This is a genomic window from Polyangiaceae bacterium (assembly GCA_020633235.1).
GTDB lineage: Bacteria > Myxococcota_A > Polyangia > Polyangiales > Polyangiaceae > JACKEA01.
In genome coordinates, this window is the sequence record JACKEA010000008.1 from 1 (window position 1) to 23,296 (window position 23,296).

The following is a 23,296-nucleotide window of genomic DNA, read 5'->3' on the forward strand; positions in this document are numbered from 1 at the left end:
GCCGATCAGGGGGGATCGGTCGCCCCCAAATCGGTTGCTATGTAAACTGATTTTCCTGCGCCAAAGACCCCCGCGCGACCCCCTTCTGCCCTTCTCTAGCCTGCCGAACCCTGTCGAATGCAACGATCAGGGGCTTCGGACGCCCCCAGATCAGTTGCTATGTAAACCGATTTCCGTGCACCCCAGACCCCATCAATTCCGCGGGTCTACCCCGGCAAAGCCCACGCCCTTGGTCCAGCGCGGCTCGGTCGAGTTTGCTGCCACGCGCGGCCGTCAGCGCTCTCGCCGGGGTGGCGTCCGTGATGGTCAACCCAGGCGAACAGTGGGCTTAGCGAAGCATTTCCTTGCGCTTGCCCAGCATGTTCATGCGCGTGCGGCGAATCACGTCCGCTTCGACGACGCTGCCGTCGCGGTAGCGGAAGCGTAGGGCGTCGTCCGGGCACTGGACGATGCACGCGCCGCACTGGATGCACTGCTCCGGCTTCGTGATCTCGACCTTGCGACGCTGACCGTTCATGCGCAGCACCTCGCGCGGGCAGACCTGGACGCAATCTGCGGCGCCGGTACAGCGATCTTCCACCAGCTCGATGGTCGCGGGGTTCTTGCCGGCCGCGACGGTCGACGGATACCAGGGCGTGGTGCCGGCAATGTCGACCGAGAGAATGCCGGCGAGGATCGCCCCAGTGATGGCGAGCGTCGCGAGGCTCCCCGGCGTCAGCGCCGACAACGAGAGCAGCACGCCGCTCCCCGCGGCAACGCCGCACAGGGCGAAGAGTCCCAACGACACCCAGCGCCGCCGGAGCCCCAGCTTGGGCAGCGCGACGAAGGGACCGGCGACCAGCACCGGGATGCACACCGCGCCGGCTGCCGCGACGCGCAAACCCCCAAGAAACCCGAGGATGGGACCTGCCACGAGCAACATGGGCGTGCCCCACATCACGGCCATGCGCAGCCGCTCGCCCAGGGGAAAGCGCATGAAGCGCTCGCCCTTGTGCACGCGGCGCCCGCGGGCGAGGAACGCCGGCAAGTCTTCGAGGCGCGCAGGACCCCAGCGGGTTTCCCAGCCGGTGCGCTCGGTGATCACCGTGCGCTCCACGCCGGTGGCTGCCAGCTGCGGCAAGATCAGCTCGCGGTGATCCACCTTTTCCTCCACGCCGCTGGTACGCAGCGCGCTGATCACGTCGTGATGGGTCAGGTGGCCACCGCCGGCGGCGCACCACACGTTGATGCCTTTGCTGTTGGCACACAGGAGCCACACGTCCTGGCCCGCCAGCGCGCGGCGCATTTGGCGGATCGTCTCCGTGTAGTTTCCGGTGAGCAGCACCGGGGCGTCGCGCCCCGGGTTGCCAATGGCCAAGAGGCCGGTGCGCGCGCGGTGGGGCAGCATGCCGAAGAGCAGATCGCGGATCATGGCGCCCGCCCTTCCACGATCACGAAGGAGCCGCCCCAGCGCCGCTCCTCGCGAACGTCGACGAAGCCCGCTTCGCGCACGCGCTCCACGAGGCCCTTCACCGGTCGCGTCGTCGTCTGCGTGAGCAAGTAGGTGGCAGCGGCCAGCGGCAAGCGCGCGAGCTCGTGCAGCGCACCTCGGGCGCCCTCAGGCTTCGCTTCATCGGCGATCACCAGCACGCCGCCCGGCACAAGGCGCGTGCGCGCCACCCGGAGCGCGTAGCTCTGCTCGTCCTGCGACAGCTCGCTGAAGGCCAGGCAGCTCACCACGGCATCGAGGGAGCGCTCGGGCACGACGTCCTCGATTTCGGCAGCGCTCGCCTGTTTCCATTGGATGTCGGTCCGCCGCGAGTCTGCCTTTTGGCGCGCCATTTCCAGCATTCCGGCGTCGATATCGATGGCCATGACGTCGGCGCCGCGGGCCGCGCAGGCGAGGGCCACGGCTCCGGTGCCGGTGCCCACGTCCAACACGCGGCGCCCGGGCGCTGCGGCGATCTCGGCAATGCGCTCGTACACCGCCGCGATGCGCCCGCGGGACAGCATGCGCACGCCGCGGTCGTACCTCTCCGGCGTGGACTCCAACACTTTCATCCAAACGAAGCTGCTCATCTCTTCCCTGCTCCTTCCACGAATGCCGTCACGGCGAGGTCCGGCACGTCGTCCAGGGCGGGCCAGGCTCCGTCACTTCCCCAGTGCTGCACGTACAGCATGGTGAGCGTCCCAACGAACATCAGCGCGAGCTGCACCGAGGGAACGTCCTGTCGCAGCTCGCCGTCCCGCGCACCCTCGGCGATCACGCTCTCCACCCGCGCGACGTAAGGTCCCAGGTGCTCCAAGATCTTCGGGTACGTCTCTTCGCGGAAGCTCATTGCCTCGCGCACCACGACCTTGATGAACGCTTCTTCCTCGCGGAGCACGGACACGTCGGCTTCTGCCAACGCACGCAGGCGCTCGCGCGCAGAACCTCGATCTTCGACCGTGGCGTAGCGCTCGGCGGCGCGCCGGGCGCCCTCGGCGATGACGGCGAAGAACAGCTCTTCCTTGGACGGGAAGTAGTTGTACAGCGTGCCCTTCGCCACGCCGGCGGCGCGGGTGAGCTCGTCCAGGTTCGCGCGGTCGAGGCCGTGAGTGGCGAAGTGCGCGGCGGCGGCCTCCAGCAGGCGGAGGCGGGTTTCGGATTTCGTCTTCGAGTCGATGCGGGCCATGATTAATATGACTGACTAGTCAGTCATATTAAGGCGCCGTCCAATTCCGTCAAGGCTTGCCCTGAAAACTGCGGGATTTTCGATTGGTTCCTGGAAATGTCGCCAGCCTCTGATAGGTTCCGCCGCCTCCACGACCGGCACCCGCGTCCCATCCCTCCCGACGCACCCAAAAGCCAGGTCGACCCCCTGCGCTCGCGCCGCCCGGTGCGAGTCGCCCGAGAAGCGAGCACGAAATGCTGACGACCAACGACGTAACGATGCGATTCGGGAGCAAGGTCCTCTTCGATCACGTGAGCGTCACCTTCAACGATGGTGAGCGCTATGGCCTCTCGGGGCCCAACGGCGCGGGCAAGACCACGTTCATGCGCATCCTCGCCGGCGTCGCCGAGCCGACCTCGGGGCACGTGACTCATCGCGGGCGTCTCGGTGTGTTGGAGCAGGACCACTCGCTGTACGTGAACGACCGCATCATCGACGTGGTGCTGATGGGCAATCCCAAGCTGTGGGAGGCGCTCTCGGAGAAGCACCAGCTGCTCGAGAAGGGTCACGACATCACGGAAGACGAGGGCATGCGCCTCGGGGAGCTCGAGGTCACCATCGCGGAGGAAGACGGCTACACCGCCGAGAACGAAGCCACCGCGTTGCTCGAAGGCCTCGGCGTTCCCGAGAAGCTGCACACGGAGAAGCTCGAGATCCTACAAGGTGGAGATCGCGTGCGCGTGCTGCTGGCCAAGGCGCTCTTCGGTCATCCGGACACGTTGCTGCTCGACGAGCCCACGAACACCTTGGACATCGCCAGCATCCGCTGGCTGGAAGGCTTCTTGGCGGCCTACGACGGCGCGCTCATCGTGATCAGCCACGATCGCCACTTTCTCAACGAGGTGTGCACCAAGATCGCGGACATCGACTACGAGACCATCATCGTCTACCCCGGCGGCTACGACGACATGATCAGCGCCAAGGCGGAGGCGCGCTCGTCCCTGGAGCTGGCCAACGACGCCAAGCAGAAGAAGGTGGCCAAGCTGCAGGAGTTCGTGCAGCGCTTCCGCGCGGGCTCCCGCGCCAGCCAGGTGAAGTCCCGCGAGAAGGCGCTGGAGCGCGAGAAGAAGGCCATGGTCGATCTCAAGCGCTCCAACATCGAGCGGCCCTTCATTCGCTTCGAGCAGGAGCGCGCCAGCGGCAAGAACCCGCTGAACGTGATCAACCTGAGCAAGACCTTCGACGACGACCTCGAGATCTGCAAAGGCTTCAACCTCAGCGTCATGCGCGGCGACAAGATCGCCATCGTGGGTCGCAACGGCATCGGCAAGACCACGATGATGCGACTGATGCTGGAGCAGCTCGAGCGTGACAGCGGCGACGTGGAGTGGGGCTACGAGACCCGCATCGGCTACATGCCGCAGGAGCACTCCGAGGTCATCGAGCGCTCGGACGTGAGCGCGCGGGACTGGCTCCGGGGCTTCAAGGCGGAGTGTGACGAAGAGAACCTGCGCGCGCTGTTCGGCCGCCTGCTCTTCCGCAAGGACGAGCCCCTCAAGCCCACCAAGGTGCTGTCCGGTGGCGAAACGGTTCGCCTCATCTTGGCCAAGCTCATGCTGGAGCAGCCCAACGTGCTCATGCTGGACGAGCCCACGAACCATCTGGATCTGGAAGCCATCCGCGCTCTCACGGAGGCGCTCCGCGTGTACGAGGGCACCGCCATCTTCATCACCCACGACCGCAACATGGTGGACCGCGTGGCCACGCGGATCCTGGAGATGACGGAAGACGGCATCCGCGAGATCAGCCCCACGGCGTTCCACGAGGGGCACTTCCTCGAGAAGCACCGCACCTACACCGCCGCCCCGGCGTACTGACCTGCGTCACCTTCACCCCTAGGGGTTATGGCTCGGCGCCCCTGGGCCGGGTAGACCAAGCCATCTGATGTCCAGAAGCGCCGCCGCTTCCCAGGCTCGACCGCGCAAGGTCCTCGTCGTCGACGACGGCTCCTCTGGCGCCGGTCTGAAGCAGGCGGGCTTCGAGGTCGTCACGCGCACGATGGCCGTCGGCACCCTGGCCGCCATCTTGCGGGAGCGCCCCGACGTGGTGGTGCTGGACATTCACATGCCGCTCCTCTCCGCGGAGGACGTGATCGCGGGGGTTCGACGGCACCCGGCGCTGCACGACACCGTCGTGTTGCTCCATTCGTCGACGCCGCGCCTCGAGCTGGCGGAGCTGGCCCGCAAATGGAAAGCGGACGACTGGCTCGAGAAGACCGACGACGCCTCGGCGCTGGTGAAGCTCGTGCGCCACTGGGTTGCCTCTCCGCGCCGGCGTGGCCCTGCACCCCGAGGGCCCAGCTCCGGCGTGCGCAAGATCGGGCTGCTGCCCGAGCTACTGCTCGCCTGCGCTCCGTCCACCGCCGGCCGGCTGCAGGCGTCCTTGGCCAATCACTTCATGGTCAGCAACACGGACTCCGGGGCGGAGGCCCTGCGCCGCATCTGCTCCACGCGTCCGCCGGACTTCGTGGTGATCGGAACCTCCCTCGCGGATCTGGGCCATGCCCGCGTGACCCGCTGCGCCCACGAGCTCGATCCGCGCTGGAGTCGCAGACTCATCGTGCTGTCGGAAGCGCCCGCGCCGTCCGAGGAGGGCGCCGTAGAGATCGAAGCGCTGCTCGCGCACATGCTCGAGTTGATCCGCTGAACGATCGGCGTCAGCGCGACAGCGTGCGGCCGCCGCCCAGGGCCTCCATGCGCTCGCGGGATCCGCGCACGCCGAACAGCGTGGAGCCGTCCGGCGGCAACACGGGCCCAAGACCCGTGGCCGCGAGCAGCGCGCACAGCGTCAAGACGGAGAGCTCCGTCGCGTCGCCCACCGGGTGCACTTCCCACACCACGCCGCAGCGCTCCGCCAGTGCCGCCATGCCGCCCGCGCGCCCACGCACTTCCGCCGCCCGCGCGTCTTCCACGTCCGCCGCCGTGCGCATCCGCGCGTGCACCGCGAGCTCCTGCACATAGCCGTACTTCGCGCTCTCGAGCCGCAGCGTCGCCCGCGCGCCCTCTTCCGCCAGCACCTCCACCCGCGCTTCGAAATACTTCCGCGCGTTTTGCACCAGCGCGGCGAGATCCACCCGCGGCTCCGTGCGCTGCGCAAACACCCGATACGTCACGCCTCCATGCTCCGCCTCTTCCCCCGATTTTTCCAGCAGCATGTCGGCCCGCCGCGGAACCTCACGCCTCGCTTCCGCTACACTCGGTCACGTGGGCGGGACTCGCAGCTCGTTGCTTCGACGCGCCGGCGCAGTTCCCGGATGACGTGAGCACCATCGTCCGCATTCGCCTGGACTCCCTCGGCGCAGGAACACCGCCGAGCTGAGCGCGCACTCAGATCGGGCACGAGGGCGGCGGGCACGCGCCGGTGCGGGGCGTGGCGCTGCCGGCACCGATGCCGCACCACGGCGGCACCGAGACGGGCAAGCCCTGGGACGTGTAGGGCGAGTAGCCCTTCGGCAGCCAGTACGGGTGGTCCAGGGCGAACTGCCACAGACCGGCGTACTTGCTGTAGCCCGCCGGAGGCTCGAAGGGCGGCTCGGCGTGCGCGCAGTTGTGAATGCACTCCAGGAAGAAGGAGCCGTCCTGCGTCAGGTTCTGCTCCAGCGTCAGGCTCAGCACCTGGAACTGCTGCAGCACGCAGATGTCTTGCGGGCCGCCCCACAGCACCATGCCCGGGATGGGATGGACCGGCTTGGTCCACGGCTTGATGGTCTGGTTCTGCGGCGTGCCGACGCCCCCCGAGAGAGACAGGAAGCTCGACAGGTACTGGCTGCGCTGACCTACGAGCTGGTCCGTCCACAGCGCGCCGGCGCTCACCCCCGCGCTCGAAACGCAGTTCTTGTTCACGTTGAACTGCTGGGACACGCACGAGAGCATGTCGTCGAAAAATGTGAGCTCGGCCTGCACCTGCTGCGGCAGCGCGATCAGCGAGTACGGCCACTTGAACACGTTCAGGGACGACGGATCCGCTTCGGGGATCACGGCGATGAAGCGCTGCGCGTCGACCGCGGCCTGCACCTCGCCCTTGTCGTAGAAGCTCTTCGCGCTGCCTCCGAGCCAGTGCCACAAGAAGATGATCGGGAGCTTCTCCGTGGGCAAGATGTTGTGCGGGAGCGCGAGCAGGAAGGTGCGGTTGTTGCCCGACGTCTTGATCGTGATCGGATTGTTCGCGCCGGCCGCGTCGGCCGTGGTGGGCAGTGCGGGGCAAGTGCCGCCGCTGTACGCCGGCGGGTCCGGTGCTTGCGGCGCGCCGACCGGAGGATCCGCGCTGCAGCCGCCGACGCCGAGGGGTCCGGCGTCCGCGCCGCTTCCGGCCGACCCCGCCGCGCCGCCCGCGGCGTCGGTGCTCGCGTCGAGCACACTGCCGCCGCTGCCCGACACGCCGGCCACGCCGCCACTCGAAGTGCCGCCACTCGAAGTGCCGCCACTCGAAGTGCCGCCACTCGAAGTGCCGCCACTGCCGCCGCTCGAAGTGCCGCCACTCGCGCTGCCGTCGCTGCCCGCGTCGTGCTGCGTCGCGCCGCCCTCCGACGAGCTTCCACACGCCGCCACGCTCGCGATGCCCGCGCACGCGACGAGAGCGCCCACCACGCGTCTGCCCGTTCTCATCATCTCCTCCATGGGTCGGCTAGCCGGCCCGCGAGAGAATGCCGGCAAATTGCGCAAAGCTCAACCCTGCCGCGTCGGTTTCATCGAACCCATGTCGGTCCGCCGCGGAACCTCGCGGACGAACGCGACTTCGGCGTGACGGCGTGGGACGGCCGCGAACCTTGGTTCCGCGGCGGACCGGCATAAGGTGGAAGGCCATGCAGATCGTGGATACGCCGGACCATCGTTTCGAGGGGCTCGTGGACTATCCCTTTGCGCCGCACTTCGTGGAGGTGGATGCGCGCGGCATTCGCATGCACCACGTGGACGAAGGGCCGCGGGACGGACGTCCGGTGCTGCTGCTGCACGGCGAGCCGTCGTGGTCGTACCTGTATCGCTTCATGATCCCGCCGTTGGTGAAAGCGGGGCACCGGGTGATCGCGCCGGATCTCGTCGGCTTCGGCAAGTCGTCGAAGCTCACGCGCGTGGACGACTACAGCTACGCGCTGCACTGCGACTGGGTGCGTGCGTTGATCGAGACGCTCGAGCTCGAGGACATCACGCTGTTTGCGCAAGATTGGGGATCGCTCATCGGCCTGCGGCTGGCGGCGGAGATGGAGCAGCGGTTTTCTGCCATCGTGATCAGCAACGGCTTCTTGCCGGATGGTCGACCCATGGCGGCGGGCGTGAAGGGCATGGCGAACATCGCAGCGTTCTTCGCGTGGCGGACCTTTGCGCGTTACACGCCGCGGTTTCGCGCTTCGGCGGTGGTGAGCATCGGCGCAGGGCGAAAGCTGAGCCGGGAAGAACGGCGCGCCTACGATGCGCCCTTCACCGACGAAGCGAGCTTGGCCGGCGCCCGCGCCTTTCCCAGGTTGGTGCCGATCTCGCCGCGGGACCCCGCGGTGGCGGCGAATCGCGCGGCATGGAAGGTACTGGAGCGCTGGAACAAGCCCTTCGTGACCGCATTCTCCGATGGAGACCCGATCACACGGGGATTGGATCGCCCACTGCAACGACGCATTCCGGGGGCGGCGCTCTTGGGCCATCACACGGTTCGTGGTGGGCACTTCGTGCAAGAAGTGTCCGGTCCGCGTCTAGCGGAGATCATCGTCGACACCGTGCGCGCCGCGTGAGGGCGGCGCGTGGACGCTTGCACGGTGGAGTGATACCGTTTCTTGCCTGACCGCAGCAGTTGGAGGACGCATGATGCGCTGGGCGAGTGTCGGGTTGGTGGCGGCTTGTCTGAGCATGAGCTGCAGTGATTCCGGAAGCAGCGACGGCGGCGGTGGCGGAGGCGGCGCATCGGGGGGCTCCGGCGGTGGCGGCAACGCATCGGGCTCCGGGGGCAACGGCAACGCGGCAGGGACCGGTGGCGGCACCGGCGGCAGCGGCAACGCGGCGGGTACGGGCGGAGCGACCGGCGGCGCGGGCGGCAGTGGCGGCGGGCTGTCCAGCCAGGCGCGGGACGTGGCGACGAAGCTCGGACGCAGCCCGAACTTCTTGATCGGGATGGGCAACGATCTCGACAACGACCACGACAAGGACGGCGCCTACACCCTCGGCGTCACCCTCGACCTGCACTACGCCTACTTGGTGGGCTTGAAGGGGCAGGGGGGCTGGCCCGACTGGAACGCGAACGGCACGTTCGTGAACATCCTGACGGACAGCGCGAAGAAGCACGGCGTGACGCCGATGTTCACGCTGTACTCGATGGCCGCCTGGGGCGAAGCCAACACCGACACGCTGGTGAACGACCAGTACATGCAACCCTATTGGGACGGCGCGAAGCTGCTCTTCGAGCGGCTGGGTGCGTTCGGCGACCCCGCGGTGGTGCATTTCGAACCGGACTTCTGGGCCTATGCGCAACAGGCTTCGAAGGGGAACCCGAGCTCGTTGCCGGTCCACGTGAGCGGCCTGGTTGCTGACTGCTCGGGGCAACCGGACAACCTCGTCGGCATGGGGCATTGTCTCGTGGCGCTCGCGCGAAAGTACGCACCGAAGGCCGTGATCGGCTTCCACGCTTCACGCTGGGCAGATCCTGATGCGAGCAAGGTCGCGAAGTTCTTGGTCGACATCGGCGCCGGCGAAGCCGACATCGTCGTGCTCGAGACCCTGGATCGCGATGCCGGCTGCTTCGAAGAGCACGTCGATCCGAACTGTCAACGCAACGACGGCCCGTGGTACTGGGACGAGACCAACAAGACGAGCCCGAACTTCTCAGAGCACCTGGCCTGGGCCAAGAGCATCGGCACCGGCGTGGGGCGGCCCATCTTGTGGTGGCAGATGCCCTTCGGCGTGCCCAGCTCGACGCCCGGCGGCAGCGCCGGCAAGTACCGCGACAACCGCGTGAAGTACCTGTTCGAGCACACCGACGAGTTCGTGGCGGCGGGCGGCCTGGGCGCGGTGTTCGGCACCGGCGCCGGCAACCAGACCTACATCACGACCGACGGCGGCCAGTTCAAGAACGCCGTTACTCAGTACTTCAAGAGCCCGACGCCGCTGCCCTGAAGCGCTAAGCTCCCGACAATGAGCTTCGGCGAGCGTGTGGCGCGGCCGCGGCCGGTGCGGCTCGACGCGGCCGTCGGCTGCACCCACTGCGGTGCCACGGTGGAGCTCGCAGGACCGGTGCGCGAGGCCCGCTGCAACGCGTGTCAGACGAACGTGGAGATCCCGCCGTTGGCGTGGGCCAAGCTGCTGCGCGAGATCGACGAGCTGAGCTTTCAGGTCGGCGAGGGACAAGGCTCCGGCGTGCGGGTGGACGCGGAAGGCGTGCAGCTCGCCTGCGCCTGGGTGCTGTCGGAGCCGCTCTGTCGGCAGTGCGACACGCCGGTGCCGCAGATCGAGCCCGGGGAGTCGGGGCAGGTCTTCTGTCAGAAGTGCGGCGCGCCGATGCCCACCATGCCGGCACCCTCGTGGCTCCGGATGATGACGCACACGGCGCAGCAGGTGTACGGGGCCGAGCTGACGTTCGACGCGGCGGCTCTCGACCGGAAGGCGCGGCGTTTCTGGATCGTGCTGCAGGGTACGCCCAACGTCACCAACGCTCGGCGCGAAGCCTCCATGAAGCTCGACGTCGAGGAAGCCTTTCGCAATCGAACGCCAAAGAAGTCGAGCCCGCTGTTCTGGATCTTCATCGTGCTCGTGCTGGGCAGCGCCGCGTACCTGATGGTGACCACCGGGCAGCGAACGCAACACAACGTGAAGCACATCTTGGACACCGAATAGGCGAGACGCGCGACGGCGAACGTTGCGATCGCCGCCGCGCTCGGTTCGGCTATGCGTGAAGCCGACGACGCCGGCGTGCGCCGAGTCCGACCCATGCCGCCAGCCCCACGAGCCCGAACCAGCTGGGTTGCCGGCCGCTCGTCGTCGAGCAGCCCGCTGCCGGGGGCTCGCCCGGATCTGCCGAGGGATCCAGCGATGGGTCGACGGGATCCTCGACCGGGTCGGTTTGAGCCGCCGGATCGGTGGGATCGGTTTGAGCCGTCGGATCGGTAGGATCGGTCTGAGCCGTCGGATCGGTGGGATCGGCGGGCGGATCGGTCTGAGCGGGAGGATCGCCCGGATCCGTCGCGTCCGTGGGCGCCGGGAGCGTGAGCTCGTTCCACATGATGTCGTACAGGCTCGGGTCGTAGAAGAACTGGAAGTGACCGACGAAGCCGTTGCACACCTCGATGTTCTTGGCGCCGGGGATCTTGGAGGTCTCGTAGGGCTGGATGTACTCGTCGGTGCACGTGTAGATGGACGTGATCGGCACCGTCTTTGGGAGCGGCGCGTCGTTGACCTCATGGAGGAACGCGCTGCCCGGCGTCAGGTCGTCGAGGGCGTCCCAACCGACGATGGACTTCGCCCACGGTGCCTTCGGCAGGCCGTGCTGCGGAGAGATGAACGTGACCAGGCGACGCACGTGCGCTTCACCGCCCAGCGCTTGGACGTACTCGCGGGCGATGAGGCCGCCGGTGCACTCGGCGAGGATGTCGAGGCGCTGCTCGCCGGTCTTGGCCAGGAGACCCGTGACGACCTTGGCGAGCGCATGTGAATTCTCCGTCAGGTCACCGCTCAGCAGCTCCGGCGGCTCGTACACGACGGGGTTGAAGCCGTCGCGCTGCAGGCGCGCTTTGATCGGGTCGAACCAAACCGCGGGGATCGTCACACCCGTGATGAGCAACACGGTGCGTGGCGTCGCGGGTGGCGTGTGCCCTGGCTCGAGGTTCATCGCTGCGGCTCGCTCGCTCGCGAACTTTTCGAGGAAGTAGTTGCCCCAGGTGTGCGGGTCCTTGATGTCCCCCTTGGGCATGTCACATGCGACCAGCGTGATGGCGGACAGCGCAGAGATGGCAATGAAGCGATAGGAGCGTTTCATGTCGGATTCGTCTTTCTGATTGGGCGCTCCTCACCGCCGACCCCCTTGCCGCCGAGAAGAGCGCATTCCCTATCGAACGCTCAATCGGTAAAGGATTGAACGTTCATTCGGTAATTGGTACTTGCCGTATTTACGCCGTCAACCAGTACTTCTCCCCAGCTTGACAACCCAGCGACAATACTCGAATAATCATTCGGTAAATGGCGCAGCGGAAGGCAGGGACCAAGAAGCGGGGTCGACCGCCGCGGCTCCTCGACCGGAGGGAATCGATCCTCGACGCCGCCCTGGCCTGCTTCGTGGAACGCGGCTTTCACGGGACGGTGATCCCGGACATCGCGAAGCGCGCCGAGATCGCGACCGGCACGCTGTACCACTACTTCGAGAGCAAGGAGGCGTTGGTCAACGTGCTCTATCGAAAGTGGAAAGGGGCCGTGTCCGAGCGGGTGCTCGCTGCGTTCCAACACGGCGCGCCTCCGCGGGAACAGTTCCGCGTGATGTGGCACGAGATGGTCGCATTCGCGCAAGAGCATCCCAAGGCCTTCGCTTTCATCGAGCTCCACAACCACAGCAGCTACCTGGACGACGAGAGCCGCGCGGTGGATCACGCCATCAAGGACTTCGCCGAGCTCATGGTGGCGAATGCTCAGGCTCGAGGCGTCGTGAAGCCCCTCGACGCGAAGCTCTTGATGGAGCTCGTGTTCGGCGCGTTCAATGGAATGATCCGAGCGCAGTGGGAGGGTCGGATCCCGCTCGACGACGCGGCCATCGCAGGGGCGGAATCCGCTTGCTGGGATACCCTCGCGCTGCGTTGAGTGGTTCCGCGCCGCTACAAACAAACTTACGATCCAAGCAGGGCATGGCCATCATCACTTTGCTCACGGATTTCGGGCTGGAAGATCCCTTCGTGGGGCAGATGCACGGGGTGATCCTCTCGCGCTGTCCGGAGGCGAAGATCGTGGACCTGACGCACGGCGTGCAGCCGCAGGACGTGCGGCAAGCGAGCTTCCTGCTGGCGCGCAGCTACGAGTGGTTCCCGCCGGGGAGCGTACACGTGGCGGTGGTGGACCCGGGCGTGGGCAGCGAGCGCGCGGGCATCGTGGTGGAGGCACAGGGGCACGTGTTCGTGGCGCCGGACAATGGCTTGTGCACGCCGCTGTTCAGCGGAGCGCGGGTGCATCGCATCGACATGGGCATCGCGCCGCGGAGCCGCACGTTTCACGGCCGCGACCTGTTCGCGCCGGTGGGCGCGGAGATCGCCAGCGGGCGCGTGGCGCCGGCGGAGGTGGGGCCGCCGCACGAGCCGGTGAAGCTGCCGCCCGCGGCCAAGGGGCGCGTGATGGTCGTGGATCACTTCGGAAACCTGATCACGGACCTCGAGGCCGACGGCGCCGTGGCGGTGGAGATCGCGGGGCGCCGCATCCCGGTGCGCGGAACCTATTCCGACGTGGCCGTGGGCGAGCTCCTGGCGCTCACGAGCTCCTTCGACACGCTGGAAATCGCCTGTCGCGAGGGCAATGCGAGCGCGCTGCTCAGCGCGCGCGTGGGCGCGGAAGTGCGCGTCGTCTGAAGCCGAGAAACCTCTGGCCGACGCGCGGATCGGCGGTAAAGATGCCGTACATGCGAGCCCTCGCTCTCAATCTGTCTCTCGTCGTTTCCCTCGCGGCGTGCTCCCCCGCGGTGGCGCGCCCCGCAGCAGCGCCTGCCGCCAAATCCACGGCGGCGAAGAAGCCGGCGCGCTCCCCCGCGGACAAGCTCGCGGCGGGAATCGAAGCACTGGAGGGGACGCGCTATTCCGAAGCGGAGCCGCTGCTCAAGGGCGCGGCCGTGGGCAAGCAACGGGGCGACGCCCTGGTGGCGCTGGCGCGCTTGCAGCTCGAGACCGGGCGCTACGACGACGCGCTGAAGACGGCGCAGCAGGCGGACGGCATCAAGGGAGCCAAGCTCGATTCGGCGTGGATTGGTGCGGAGGCGCTGCGCCGTCAGGGCAAGCTCGCGGAGGCGGAGGCGCGCTTGCGCAAGGTGGAGAGCGAGCCGGAAGCGCGGCGAGCGCGGCTCGAGCTCGGAGAGCTCTTGCTCGAGCGCGGCAAGCAGAAGGACGCCACCCCGGTCCTCATGACCATCATCGAGGACTACAACGACGACAAGATCAAGGACACGGACGGTCCGGGTCTGGCCATGGTGGGCCGCGCAGCGCACCTGCTGCGCTCGCCGCGAGACGCGAACGACGCCTTCAACCAGGCCGAGCGCGCGAAGGACGGCGACGTACAGACGCTGCTCTGGCGCGGCGAGCTGTTCCTCGAAAAGTACGACCCGGGCCACGCAGAAGAAGTCATCAAAGAGGTGCTGGCCAAGGCGCCGAACCGGCCGGAAGCGCTGGTGTGGATGGCCCACGTGAAGCTGGCCCAGGCGCTGGACTTCGACGAAGCGGAGCGCTTGGCGAAGAAGGCACTGTCCATCAACCCGAAGATCACCTCCGCGCACTTCGTGCTGGCGGGCATCGCGCTGCGCGACATGGACCTCGCCAAGGCCGAAGACGAAGTGAAGCTCGGCCTGGCGGTGAACCCGCGGGACCTGGATCTGCTCAGCATGCACGCCACGGCGCGCTTCTTGGCGGACGACACCGCTGGCTTCAACGCGGCCACGCAGAAGGTGCTCGCGCTCAATCCCCAGTACTCGCGGATGTATCAGATCATCGGGGAGTTTGCCGATTGGGAGCACCGCTACGACGAGATCGTCGCGATGATGAAGAAGGCGGTGCAGATCGATCCGGACGACGCCAAGGCCTACGCCCAGCTGGGCCTGAACCTGATCCGCGCCGGCAACGACAAAGAGGGCGTGCAGGCGCTGAACACCGCCTTCGACAAGGATCCCTTCAACGTGCGCGTGTACAACACGCTGAACCTCTACGAAAAGGTGATCCCGAAGGACTACGTCACCGTCGCGCACAAGACCTTCACCTTCCGCTATCGGAAGGACGAGAAGGATCTGCTCGAACGCTACATTCCCGGGCTCCTCGACAGCGCCTGGCGCAAGTTCACGAAGAAGTACGCGTTCACCCCGTCCACGCCCATTGGCGTGGAGCTCTACGGCGAGCGCGAGAACTTCGCGATCCGCACCAGCGGCCTCCCGTCTACCGCGATTCAGGGTGTGTGCTTCGGCAAGACGCTGGCGGCCATGAGCCCACACGAAGAGAAGTTCAACATCGGCATGACGGTGTGGCACGAGCTCGCCCACGTGTTCCACATCCAGATGTCCAAGAGCCACGTGCCCCGCTGGTTCACCGAGGGGCTCGCGGAGTACGAAACCCTGGCGGAGCGTCCGGAGTGGAGCCGCGAGCACGATCCCGCGCTGTACGAGGCGTTGCGTAGCGGGCGGCTGCCCAAGGTGGGCGCCATGAGCCAAGCCTTCACCCGCGCGGAAGAGATGAGCGACGTGGCGACGGCCTACTACGCGTCGAGCCAGATCATGGTGATGCTGGTGGACAAGCACGGCATGCCCGCAGCGGATCAGATGCTGAAGCTGTGGGGCGAGGGCAAGGGCACGCCAGAGGTAGTGCAAACCGCCCTGGGCATGTCCACGGACGCCTTCGATACCGAGTTTCGCACCTGGGCCGACCAAAAGCTCGCGCGCTACAAGACGCAGTTCGTTCCCATCTCCCGCACCGGGGGCTACGAAAAGGCGAAAGAAGCCGCGGAAAAAGCGCCGAAAGATCCCGCGAAGCAGGCCGCCTTCGCCCTGGCCGCGCTGCGCGAGCGCAAGGTGGAGGAAGCGCACAAGGCGCTCGAGGCGGCCCTCGCCGCTTCTCCGGACTACCCGGATGCGCTGTGGCTCGAGGCACGCCTGGCCATGTCCAAGCGCGACATGGCCAGCGCCAGCACGCTGCTGCAAAAGCTCACGCAGAAGAGCGACGGCTACATGGTGCAGATGGCCCTGGCGGACATCTCCGAAGCCAAGGGCGACGTAGCCGGGATGAAGAAAGCCTTCGAACGCGCCCACCAGCTCGACCCGACGCAAGCGGAGCCGCTGCAAGCGCTGGTGGATCTCGCCAAGAAGACCGGCGACAAGGACGGTGAGCTCGACGGCCTGCGCAAGCTCTCCAAGCTGGAAGAGCACGACGGTCGCATCTATCGCCGCCTGATGCGCGCGCTGATGGACAAGAAGCTCTACAAGGAAGCGAAGGACGTGGGCGAGATGGGCCTGTGGGCGGATCTCGAGGGCGCCCAGACCCACGCGCTCTTCGCCGAAGCCCTTGCGCACCTCAAGATGGTGCCCCGCGCCATCTACGAGCTCGAGAGCGCGCTGATGTGTCCCGCGCGCCCCAAGGAGCAGGCGGAGCTCCACGCCCAGCTCGCCGAGACGTACATGATGGTGCCGAACCCCGGCAAAGCGCGGGAGCACGCCAAGGCGGCGCGCAAGCTCGACCCCGACAATCCGCGCGTCAAAAAGCTCAAGATCTGAGCCCGAATCTCCCGTTCTACATGGGTTTGTCGGTCCGCCGCGGTAACCCCGCGGCTGAACGTTGACAGTGTGCACTGTAACGGTTATGGGTGTCTGTATGCTGTCTCGGCCCACCGCCCGCGAGGAGATCGAAAACAGTGTGAGTCACGGCATCGGCCTGCTCGCCGCCATCGCCGTGGCGCCCTTCCTGATCGCGAGCGCCGCCTCGGGGGGCAGCGCCCAGACCATCGTCGGCGCCAGCGTGTTCTCCGCGACGATGGTGCTCTTGTACCTGTCGTCCACGCTGTACCACGCGCTGCCCGCGCCCTCCGCCAAGCGCGTGCTGCGCACCGTGGATCACGCCGCCATCTTCCTGCTCATCGCCGGTACCTACACGCCCTTCACCTTGGGCGTGCTGAGCGGCGCCTGGGGTTGGACGTTGTTCGGACTGGTATGGACGCTGGCGCTGGCCGGCGTGCTGCTCGAGACCTTCGGCCGCATGCGATATCCGAAGCTATCCCTCGCCCTGTACATCGGCATGGGCTGGCTGGTGCTGATCGCGGCCAAGCCCATGATCCAGCTGATGCAACCGTGGGGACTCTTCTGGCTCGTTGCGGGGGGCGTGGCGTACACGGCCGGCGTCGCGTTCTACGCCGCCAAGCGCATCCCGCATCATCACCTGATCTGGCACCTGTTCGTGATTGCCGGCACGGCGTGCCACGTCGTGGCCGTGCTGCGCTACGCGGCGTAACGCGCGGTTTTGCGGCGGACCGACAAACCCAATCAGAAGCAGCTGGCGCCGAGGCAGGCCGAGAGCTCGGGGCCGCAGGAATTCTCGAGGCAGGAGATGGGGCTGCCGTTGCAGTTCGACAGGTCGTCGAGGTGTTGGAAGGCGCAGTTGAGCGCCTGATCCACGAAGAACTGCACGTCCGCACAACCCTTGCTCACGCAGTTGGCGACGCAACTGACGGAGAATTTCGGCGGATTCTGGTTCAGCTCCACGCAGCCGAGGGCGCAGGTCACGATTTGGAAGCAGTTCAGGAGCTCGCACTCGCCGCAGTCCGAGGGGCAGTTGCTACAGGTTTCGAACTCCGTCGCTTCGCACTTGCCGTTGCCACACACGGAGCACACGCCGCAGTCGTTGGGACACGAGGCGCAGGTTTCGCTGCCGGTGCACTTGCCATCGCCGCAGCCGGCGCACACGCCGCAGTCCTTTTGGCACGTGAAGCAGTTTTCGTTGTTGGCGGCGCTGCACTGACCATCGCCGCAGGTCTCGCAGGCGCCGCAGTCCGGCGCGCAGGAGAGGCACGTCTCCGGATCCTCGCAAAAGCCGTCGCCGCAGGTGACGCAGGAGCCGCAGTCTTCCGGGCACGAGAGACAGGTTTCGTCGGAAGTGCAGCTGCCGTCGCCGCAGGCGGTGCACAGGCCGCAGTCTTCCGGACACGAGCTGCAGCTCTCGCCCGCGTCGCACACGCCGTTCTTGCACGTGTCGCACAGGCCGCAGTCGAGCGGGCAGCTGGTGCAGCTCTCGTTCGCGGCGCAGGTGCCGTCGCCGCAGGGGGCGCCGCCGTCGTGGCCGCCAATGCCTCCGGTGCCGCTAGTTCCACCGGAGCCGGAGACGCCGCCGTCTTCGTCCACCCGTAGGCCGATGCGGGAACCACAGGCCGGAATCGAAGCGATGACCGCGATCGAGGCGATCGCGGCGGCAAGCAAGCTCTTGGCTTTCACCCCCGAATTTTACGAGCCTTCGGCCGTTTCGTCGAATTGTCCGCGGCTGGCGACGCTTTTCAGCCGCTGTCGTCGTCCTTGTCGCCGCGCAGGCCGAGGGCGCGGGTCTTCTTGTACAAGTGGCTGCGCTCGAGACCGAGGGCCCGCGCCGTAGCGGCCATCTGCCCGCCATGGTGGGCGATGGCTTCCTCCAGGATGGTGCGTTCGGCTTCCTCCGCCAGCACCCGAAAGGGTACGCCGGGGCGATACAGCCCCGCGTTGCTGGGCGATGCCGACATGCCGAGGGCGCGCTCCACCTCGCCCGCGGTGATGCTGTCGTCCGGCGACAGGATCACCAGCCGCTCGATGAGGTTCTTCAGCTCGCGCACGTTGCCGGGATACGAGTGGCGCATCAACGCTTGAACGGCGTCGTCCGATAGCGTGACCCCAGGGCGCGCGTTGCTCTTGGCGGCGAGCTGCAGGAAGTGGCGCGCGAGCTCTTCGATGTCGTCTCGCCGCGAACGCAGCGGCGGTAGCTCCAGGGGCAGCACGTTGAGACGATCGTAGAGGTCCGGACGGAACTCTCCGCTCTGGCAGGCGAGCACCAGATCGCGATTGGTGGCGGCCACCACGCGGACGTCCACTTTCAGCGTCTCGTTGCCGCCCACGCGCTCGATCTCCTGCTCCTGGAGCACGCGCAAGAGCTTCGCCTGCATGTTCAGGGGCATGTCGCCCACTTCGTCGAGGAACAGCGTGCCGCCGTGAGCCCGCTCGAACTTGCCGCGCCGCTGCTTGGTGGCCCCGGTGAAGGCACCCGCCTCGTGGCCGAACAGCTCGCTCTCGATCAGCTCTGCCGGCACCGCGGCGCAGTTCAGCTTTTCCAGCGCCGCCTTGGCCCGCGGTGACGCGCGATGAATGGCGCGCGCCACGAGCTCCTTGCCGGTACCACGCTCCCCGGTGACCAACACGCTGGCGTTGGCCCGGGCCGCTCTGCTGACGTTGGCGCTGAGGTCCTGCATCGCACGGCTGCGACCGATCAGCTCCTCGAAGTATCCGGCCTCCGCTCGGAGCTCCTGGGCTTCCTCTTCCGCGCGCACCAGGCGCTGGGTGTTCTCCAGCACCAAGAGCAGGCGATCCGTGGACACCGGCTTCTCCAAAAAGTCGAGCGCCCCGAGCTTGGTCGCGCGCACGGCCGTGTCCACCGTTGCGTGTCCACTCATCATGATCACCGGAGCGTCGTTGCCCGCGCCCCGGAGCTTCTCGAGCAGCTCGATGCCATTGCCGTCCGGCAGCGACACGTCCAAGAGCAAGATGTCGTAGCTACGCTTCGCGAGGCGTTCTTGGGCCACGCCCACGCCGCCCGCCACGTCCACCGAGTAGCCTTCCAGCGACAGCGCCTTCTTCAAGGTGTTCAGGATCGAAGGCTCGTCGTCGACGATCAGAATGTGCCCGCGAGGCATGCTGCGACGCTACCGAGCTTTTTGGCATGCCGCCACCGCGCAGTTTTTCTGCTGATCCGACATCCCGCATCGCTCTGCCCCAAGCCTCTGCTAATCTGTTTCGCTCCCGTCGCATGTCGAAGCCCAAGGCCACCGCGAGCGGCACGCTCGAGTCGACGCCCCTGGCGAACCTACTCGTGTACGCCCTCGACAAGCGGCTCACCGGCACGATGATCTTCGAGCCTCCGGGGGGCGGGCGGAGCGCGGTCTTCTTCAACGAGGGCGCCCCCGCAAAGGCCAAGACGGCGGATCCCGTGATTCACCTCGGTCGCCTGCTGCTGGAGCTGGGGGCGATCTCGGAGGAGGACTTCAATCGCACCCTCGCGCGCTGCGCGAAGGAACGGCGGCTCCACGGTCAGATCCTGATCGAGGAGGAAGTGATCGATCAGGCGATCTTGGAGGACGCGCTCCGAGAGCAGCTGATGCGCAAGGTGCTGTGGCTGTTCACGCTGCCGCCGGCCACGGTGTACGCCTACTACGAAGACGTGAACTTCCTGGAGCGCTTCGGGGCGCCGGAGCTCATCACCCTGGAGCCCATGTCGCTCATCTGGCGCGGGGTGCGCAACCACGAGGACGCCCGGCGCGTGGAAGCCACGCTGGCGCGGGTCGGCGCTCGGCAGCTGCGGCTCCATCCCCAAGCGCAGCTGTCACGCTTCTGCTTCGCGTCGCGGGACTGGGGCGTGCTGGACGTGATCCGGGCGCGGCCTCAAACGCTGGCCCAGCTCTTGGGGGGCGGGGTCAGCGACGAGGTCACCATCAAGCGCATGGTGTATGCCCTGGCCGTCACTCGCAGCCTGGATCTGGGCGCGGGAACGCGCCCGGTCGGCGTTCAGAGCGGCGGCGCCGCCTCGGACCGCTCCCCCAATTCCCGCCGCTCCGAGAGCGCCACCCGTCCGCGGCCGGTGTCCCCGCCCAAGGCCGCCAATCGATCGTCCCCGCAGGCTGCACCACCGCCACTGCGCTCGTCGCCCCAGGCCGCACCGCTGCGCTCGTCGCCCGTGGCCTCCTCCGCCCAGGCCGTCGCTCGAGACCGCGCCACACCGGTCGCGCCTCCTCCCCCGGCGCCATCTCGGGCGATTGCGTCCGCCGCCGCGCCGCAGCCGTTGCCACCGCTGACTCCCTCGCCGCCGCCGTCCACGCCGAGCGCGGTGCGCGCGTCGCAGCCGCCCATCACGCACCCGTCGGATCCCGCACCCTCGTCGGTGCGTACGCTGCGCTCCGTCACGCCCGAGCCCGGACAGGACCGCCGCTCTGCGCTGCCCTCCATCACCATGCCGGAGTCGCACCGCACGCCGGCGGCGCCCCCAGGCCCCACGAGCAGCGTGCCACCCGCCAACCACGAGCTCGTCGCGGAAGTGCGGGAGCGCGCGGAGAAGGCGCCCTCGCAGAACTACTACCAGCTCTTGGGCGTGGAGCAGGACGCCCCCACGGCGCAGATTTCCGCGGCCTTCTTCAAGCTCGCCAAGCGCTTCCATCCCGATCGCCTGGGCATGGACGACCCCGAGCTCAAGAGCGTCGCCGTTGGCATGTTCGCGCGCATGAACGAAGCACACCAGGTGCTGTCGGATGCCGAGCGCCGCGCGGAGTACGATCAGGTCATCGCAGATGGTGGCGGCACCGCCGAAGAGCAAGAGCAGGTGCAAGCCGTGGTGCGCGCCATTACGGAGTTCCAGAAGGCGGAGGTCTTCTACAAGAAGGGCCAGATGGATCTGGCAGAGGCCGCCGCCAAGAGCGCGATGCAGGACGACCCCGAGCAAGCGGACTACGTGGCGCTGTACACCACCGTTGCCGCCCAGCGCCGCGGCAACGGACGCATGGACGATCTCATCGATCTCCTCGACCGCGCCATTCGCCGGGATCCCAAGGCGGAGCGCGCGCGCTTTGCCCGCGGTCAGATCTACAAGCGGATGAACCGCAACGATCTCGCCATCAAGGACTTCCGCTGGGTGGCGCAGCAGAACCCGCGCAATCTGGAAGCCACCCGCGAGGTGCGTCTCTACAACATGCGCAAGGGCGGTCCGGCCTCCCAGCGTCCGTCCAGCGCGCCGAAGAGCAGCAAAGGCGGGAAAGAGGCCAATTCCGGCTTCTTCGGCAAGTTCTTCAAGCGTTGAGAGCGCCATCATCGAGGGCATGTCGGCACGCCGCGGAACCATCCTGACGGCCGTCGCGCTGCTCTTGTGCGCGTGCTCCAAAACGCCTCCACCGGAGCTCTCGCGCGTGGGCGCCATCACGTCCAAACACGTCGCTCCCCCGCCCAAGCTCACGATCGCCCCCTTGACGGACGAGCTGCGCGACAAGGGCTTCTCCGAGTGCAACCCCTACGACCCGATCGACCTCGGTCCGTACTCCTTCTACGAACGCGTGTCCCTCGGTCGCATGTTGATCCCGCAGAAGGGCGGCCACACCGCGGACATGGGCTACGACGTCGTCATCCACTTCAACGGAGCGGATGCCGTGCGCAAGCTCTTGGTGCAAACCGCCGGCGGCGTCTCCTTGGTGCTGGTCGACAAGGGCAGCGGCAAGAGTTACTCCCACGCCTTCGGCACGCCGCAGATGTTCCCGCTCTTGCGGCGTTCCATCGAGGCGGCGCTCCGCCGTCACTCCAAGGACGAGCGCGCCCACATCCGCCACCTCGCCATCAGCGCCTGGAGCGCCGGTGGTATCGCGGTGGACAAGCTCTTGAAACAGAAGCAAGACGGCATCGACGCCGTGATCATCTTGGATGGCCTGCACGGCGCCTGGAAGTACGGCAAGAAGCACGAGCAGAGCATCGACTCGGTCGATCCTCGCTTCGTGAGCCACGAGATCGATTGGGCGAAGCGCGCTCGCGCCGGTCAGACGCTGTTTGTGCTCACCCACAGCGAAGTGGATCCGGTGGTGTTCCCGTCCACCACCACCACCGCGGCGTCGCTCCTGAACGAGCTGTCTTTGAAGGAAGAGCCCGTCGCCTCACCCGGCGGCGAGGCCTACGCCCAGCTCAGCGGCGTTGACGATCACGGGCTCCACGTGTGGGGCTTCCGCGGCAACGACGAAAAGGCGCACTGCGCCCAGCTCTTCAACATGCCCCGCATCGTGACCGAGATCCTCGAGCCCGCGTGGCACACGCCCGCGCTGGACCGCAGCGTCGCGCCCACCAAGCTCGAGCCCTGGCAGAAGTGACTCAGCCACGGCCGCGCGGGGTCAACTCCGGATGGGGCCAGGCGTAGCCGCGGGTTCGTTTGGCTTGCCGAGATCCACGCCAAAGTGGGCAGTGCTTTGGCTCAGTGCTTCTTGCACCTTCGCGATGTCAGCCTCGACCTGTGCACCCGAAGGAGGTGGTTTGATCTTCCCGGTAGGGCTGGGGTAGCGGAAGGTCGTGGCAAAGGCCGCGAGGTGTTGGATGGCGGCGAGCAACGGCTTGATGGGGTTTTCGTCCGGAATGGCGTCGACCATCTCGTCGAGCTGGTGTCTGACACCTGCGTGCTTGCCCTCGGAGGTGGGGACCGCGCGGATTACCTTTTCGGCCGCTTGCTCGCAAAGATAGGCGGCGTTTCGATTGCCCCCCGCCAACAGAAGCTTGGCACCTTCGAGATCCTGACCGGCGACCCTGAGGAAGTTGGCGATGACGATCTCAGCGCTCATAGATGAGCACGCCTTCTCGATCCACGTCGTAGGCAATGGTGTTTGGCGTGTTGCGGCCAGTGCGGAAGTCGGACCTATGGCACGGGATGATGTCCGCGCGAATTCGCGCTGCCCTGCGGAGCTTCCAAGCGGCCATGGGATCCAGATCCGCATCTGGCAGGTCGTCTGGAACCACAGCGAAGAGATCCCAGTCGCTGACGTCCTCCGCTTCGCCGCGGGCGCGACTCCCGAACAACCAGATCTGATCGGGCCTCCAAGCGGCGATAATCTGGTCGAGGAGCGGCCGAAGCTTTGCCAAGTCGATCTCTCTCCCGCGTGCGTCGCGCGGGGGAGGGCTCGCCGATGTTGACGGTCGAATCGCCGTGGGCACTGCGTCTGATTGTGGCATTT

The 23,296-nt window shown here is 67.1% G+C and carries 21 protein-coding genes; 11 read left to right on the plus strand and 10 right to left on the minus strand.

Features of this window, described 5'->3' with window-relative positions; translation table 11 throughout:
• Positions 1-328 precede the first annotated feature (328 nt).
• Genes H6717_36050 through H6717_36060 form a run of 3 tightly spaced genes read right to left on the minus strand, consistent with a single transcriptional unit; the run spans position 329 to position 2,654 of the window.
• Positions 329-1,411, minus strand: a complete 1,083-nt coding sequence (locus tag H6717_36050) for a 4Fe-4S dicluster domain-containing protein (GenBank protein ID MCB9582506.1) — start codon at positions 1,409-1,411, stop codon at positions 329-331.
• Complete coding sequence (locus H6717_36055; protein ID MCB9582507.1) at positions 1,408-2,058, minus strand: methyltransferase domain-containing protein; 651 nt, start codon at positions 2,056-2,058, stop codon at positions 1,408-1,410. The genes H6717_36050 and H6717_36055 overlap by 4 nt, the downstream gene beginning before the upstream one ends.
• The gene (locus H6717_36060) at positions 2,055-2,654 is read right to left on the minus strand and encodes a TetR/AcrR family transcriptional regulator (GenBank protein MCB9582508.1); all 600 of its coding nucleotides are present in this window, start codon (positions 2,652-2,654) and stop codon (positions 2,055-2,057) included. The genes H6717_36055 and H6717_36060 overlap by 4 nt, the downstream gene beginning before the upstream one ends.
• 233 nt (positions 2,655-2,887) lie before the next feature.
• Here H6717_36060 and H6717_36065 point away from each other — a divergent pair, with 233 nt between their 5' ends.
• On the plus strand, positions 2,888-4,510 hold the full coding sequence (locus H6717_36065; protein ID MCB9582509.1) for an ATP-binding cassette domain-containing protein: 1,623 nt from the start codon (positions 2,888-2,890) through the stop codon (positions 4,508-4,510).
• A gap of 67 nt (positions 4,511-4,577) precedes the next feature.
• Entirely contained in the window at positions 4,578-5,339 is a 762-nt protein-coding gene (locus H6717_36070) for a response regulator (protein MCB9582510.1), read from the plus strand.
• A gap of 10 nt (positions 5,340-5,349) precedes the next feature.
• Here H6717_36070 and H6717_36075 read toward each other — a convergent pair whose 3' ends face one another.
• Positions 5,350-5,847 (minus strand): hypothetical protein, encoded by a 498-nt coding sequence (locus H6717_36075; GenBank protein ID MCB9582511.1) that lies wholly within the window; start codon positions 5,845-5,847, stop codon positions 5,350-5,352.
• A gap of 172 nt (positions 5,848-6,019) precedes the next feature.
• Positions 6,020-7,297 carry a hypothetical protein gene (locus H6717_36080; GenBank protein MCB9582512.1) on the minus strand — a complete coding sequence of 426 codons (1,278 nt, stop codon included), beginning with the start codon at positions 7,295-7,297 and terminating at the stop codon, positions 6,020-6,022.
• A 197-nt stretch (positions 7,298-7,494) separates the two neighbouring features.
• Here H6717_36080 and H6717_36085 point away from each other — a divergent pair, with 197 nt between their 5' ends.
• From H6717_36085 to H6717_36095, 3 genes are all read left to right on the plus strand, one after another.
• Entirely contained in the window at positions 7,495-8,412 is a 918-nt protein-coding gene (locus H6717_36085) for a haloalkane dehalogenase (GenBank protein ID MCB9582513.1), read from the plus strand.
• Positions 8,413-8,485: 73 nt separating this feature from the next.
• Positions 8,486-9,787: a hypothetical protein gene (locus tag H6717_36090; GenBank protein MCB9582514.1), complete on the plus strand. Its 1,302-nt coding sequence runs from the start codon at positions 8,486-8,488 to the stop codon at positions 9,785-9,787.
• Positions 9,788-9,805: 18 nt separating this feature from the next.
• On the plus strand, positions 9,806-10,504 hold the full coding sequence (locus tag H6717_36095) for a hypothetical protein (protein ID MCB9582515.1): 699 nt from the start codon (positions 9,806-9,808) through the stop codon (positions 10,502-10,504).
• Positions 10,505-10,553: 49 nt separating this feature from the next.
• On the opposite strand, the gene H6717_36100 is transcribed toward H6717_36095, so the two are convergent.
• Entirely contained in the window at positions 10,554-11,642 is a 1,089-nt protein-coding gene (locus H6717_36100; protein ID MCB9582516.1) for a hypothetical protein, read from the minus strand.
• Between the two features lie 200 nt (positions 11,643-11,842).
• Between H6717_36100 and H6717_36105 the strand changes: the two genes are divergently transcribed.
• From H6717_36105 to H6717_36120, 4 genes are all read left to right on the plus strand, one after another.
• The gene (locus H6717_36105; protein ID MCB9582517.1) at positions 11,843-12,454 is read left to right on the plus strand and encodes a TetR/AcrR family transcriptional regulator; all 612 of its coding nucleotides are present in this window, start codon (positions 11,843-11,845) and stop codon (positions 12,452-12,454) included.
• Positions 12,455-12,498: 44 nt separating this feature from the next.
• On the plus strand, positions 12,499-13,209 hold the full coding sequence (locus tag H6717_36110; protein MCB9582518.1) for an SAM-dependent chlorinase/fluorinase: 711 nt from the start codon (positions 12,499-12,501) through the stop codon (positions 13,207-13,209).
• A gap of 50 nt (positions 13,210-13,259) precedes the next feature.
• Complete coding sequence (locus H6717_36115) at positions 13,260-16,100, plus strand: tetratricopeptide repeat protein (protein ID MCB9582519.1); 2,841 nt, start codon at positions 13,260-13,262, stop codon at positions 16,098-16,100.
• Between the two features lie 97 nt (positions 16,101-16,197).
• Positions 16,198-16,830 (plus strand): hemolysin III family protein, encoded by a 633-nt coding sequence (locus H6717_36120; GenBank protein MCB9582520.1) that lies wholly within the window; start codon positions 16,198-16,200, stop codon positions 16,828-16,830.
• A 32-nt stretch (positions 16,831-16,862) separates the two neighbouring features.
• Here H6717_36120 and H6717_36125 read toward each other — a convergent pair whose 3' ends face one another.
• Positions 16,863-17,807 carry a hypothetical protein gene (locus H6717_36125; GenBank protein MCB9582521.1) on the minus strand — a complete coding sequence of 315 codons (945 nt, stop codon included), beginning with the start codon at positions 17,805-17,807 and terminating at the stop codon, positions 16,863-16,865.
• A 59-nt stretch (positions 17,808-17,866) separates the two neighbouring features.
• Positions 17,867-19,246, minus strand: a complete 1,380-nt coding sequence (locus tag H6717_36130) for a sigma-54-dependent Fis family transcriptional regulator (protein MCB9582522.1) — start codon at positions 19,244-19,246, stop codon at positions 17,867-17,869.
• Positions 19,247-19,359: 113 nt separating this feature from the next.
• On the opposite strand from H6717_36130, the gene H6717_36135 reads away from it, so the two are divergent.
• A complete protein-coding gene (locus H6717_36135) occupies positions 19,360-21,396 on the plus strand; it encodes a DnaJ domain-containing protein (protein ID MCB9582523.1) in 2,037 nt (678 codons plus the stop codon).
• A 19-nt stretch (positions 21,397-21,415) separates the two neighbouring features.
• A complete protein-coding gene (locus H6717_36140) occupies positions 21,416-22,444 on the plus strand; it encodes a hypothetical protein (protein ID MCB9582524.1) in 1,029 nt (342 codons plus the stop codon).
• A 21-nt stretch (positions 22,445-22,465) separates the two neighbouring features.
• Here H6717_36140 and H6717_36145 read toward each other — a convergent pair whose 3' ends face one another.
• Both H6717_36145 and H6717_36150 read right to left on the minus strand, forming a co-directional pair.
• Complete coding sequence (locus H6717_36145; GenBank protein MCB9582525.1) at positions 22,466-22,906, minus strand: HEPN domain-containing protein; 441 nt, start codon at positions 22,904-22,906, stop codon at positions 22,466-22,468.
• Positions 22,896-23,204 carry a nucleotidyltransferase domain-containing protein gene (locus tag H6717_36150; protein MCB9582526.1) on the minus strand — a complete coding sequence of 103 codons (309 nt, stop codon included), beginning with the start codon at positions 23,202-23,204 and terminating at the stop codon, positions 22,896-22,898. Before H6717_36150 ends, H6717_36145 begins: the two co-directional genes overlap by 11 nt.
• Positions 23,205-23,296 lie beyond the last annotated feature (92 nt).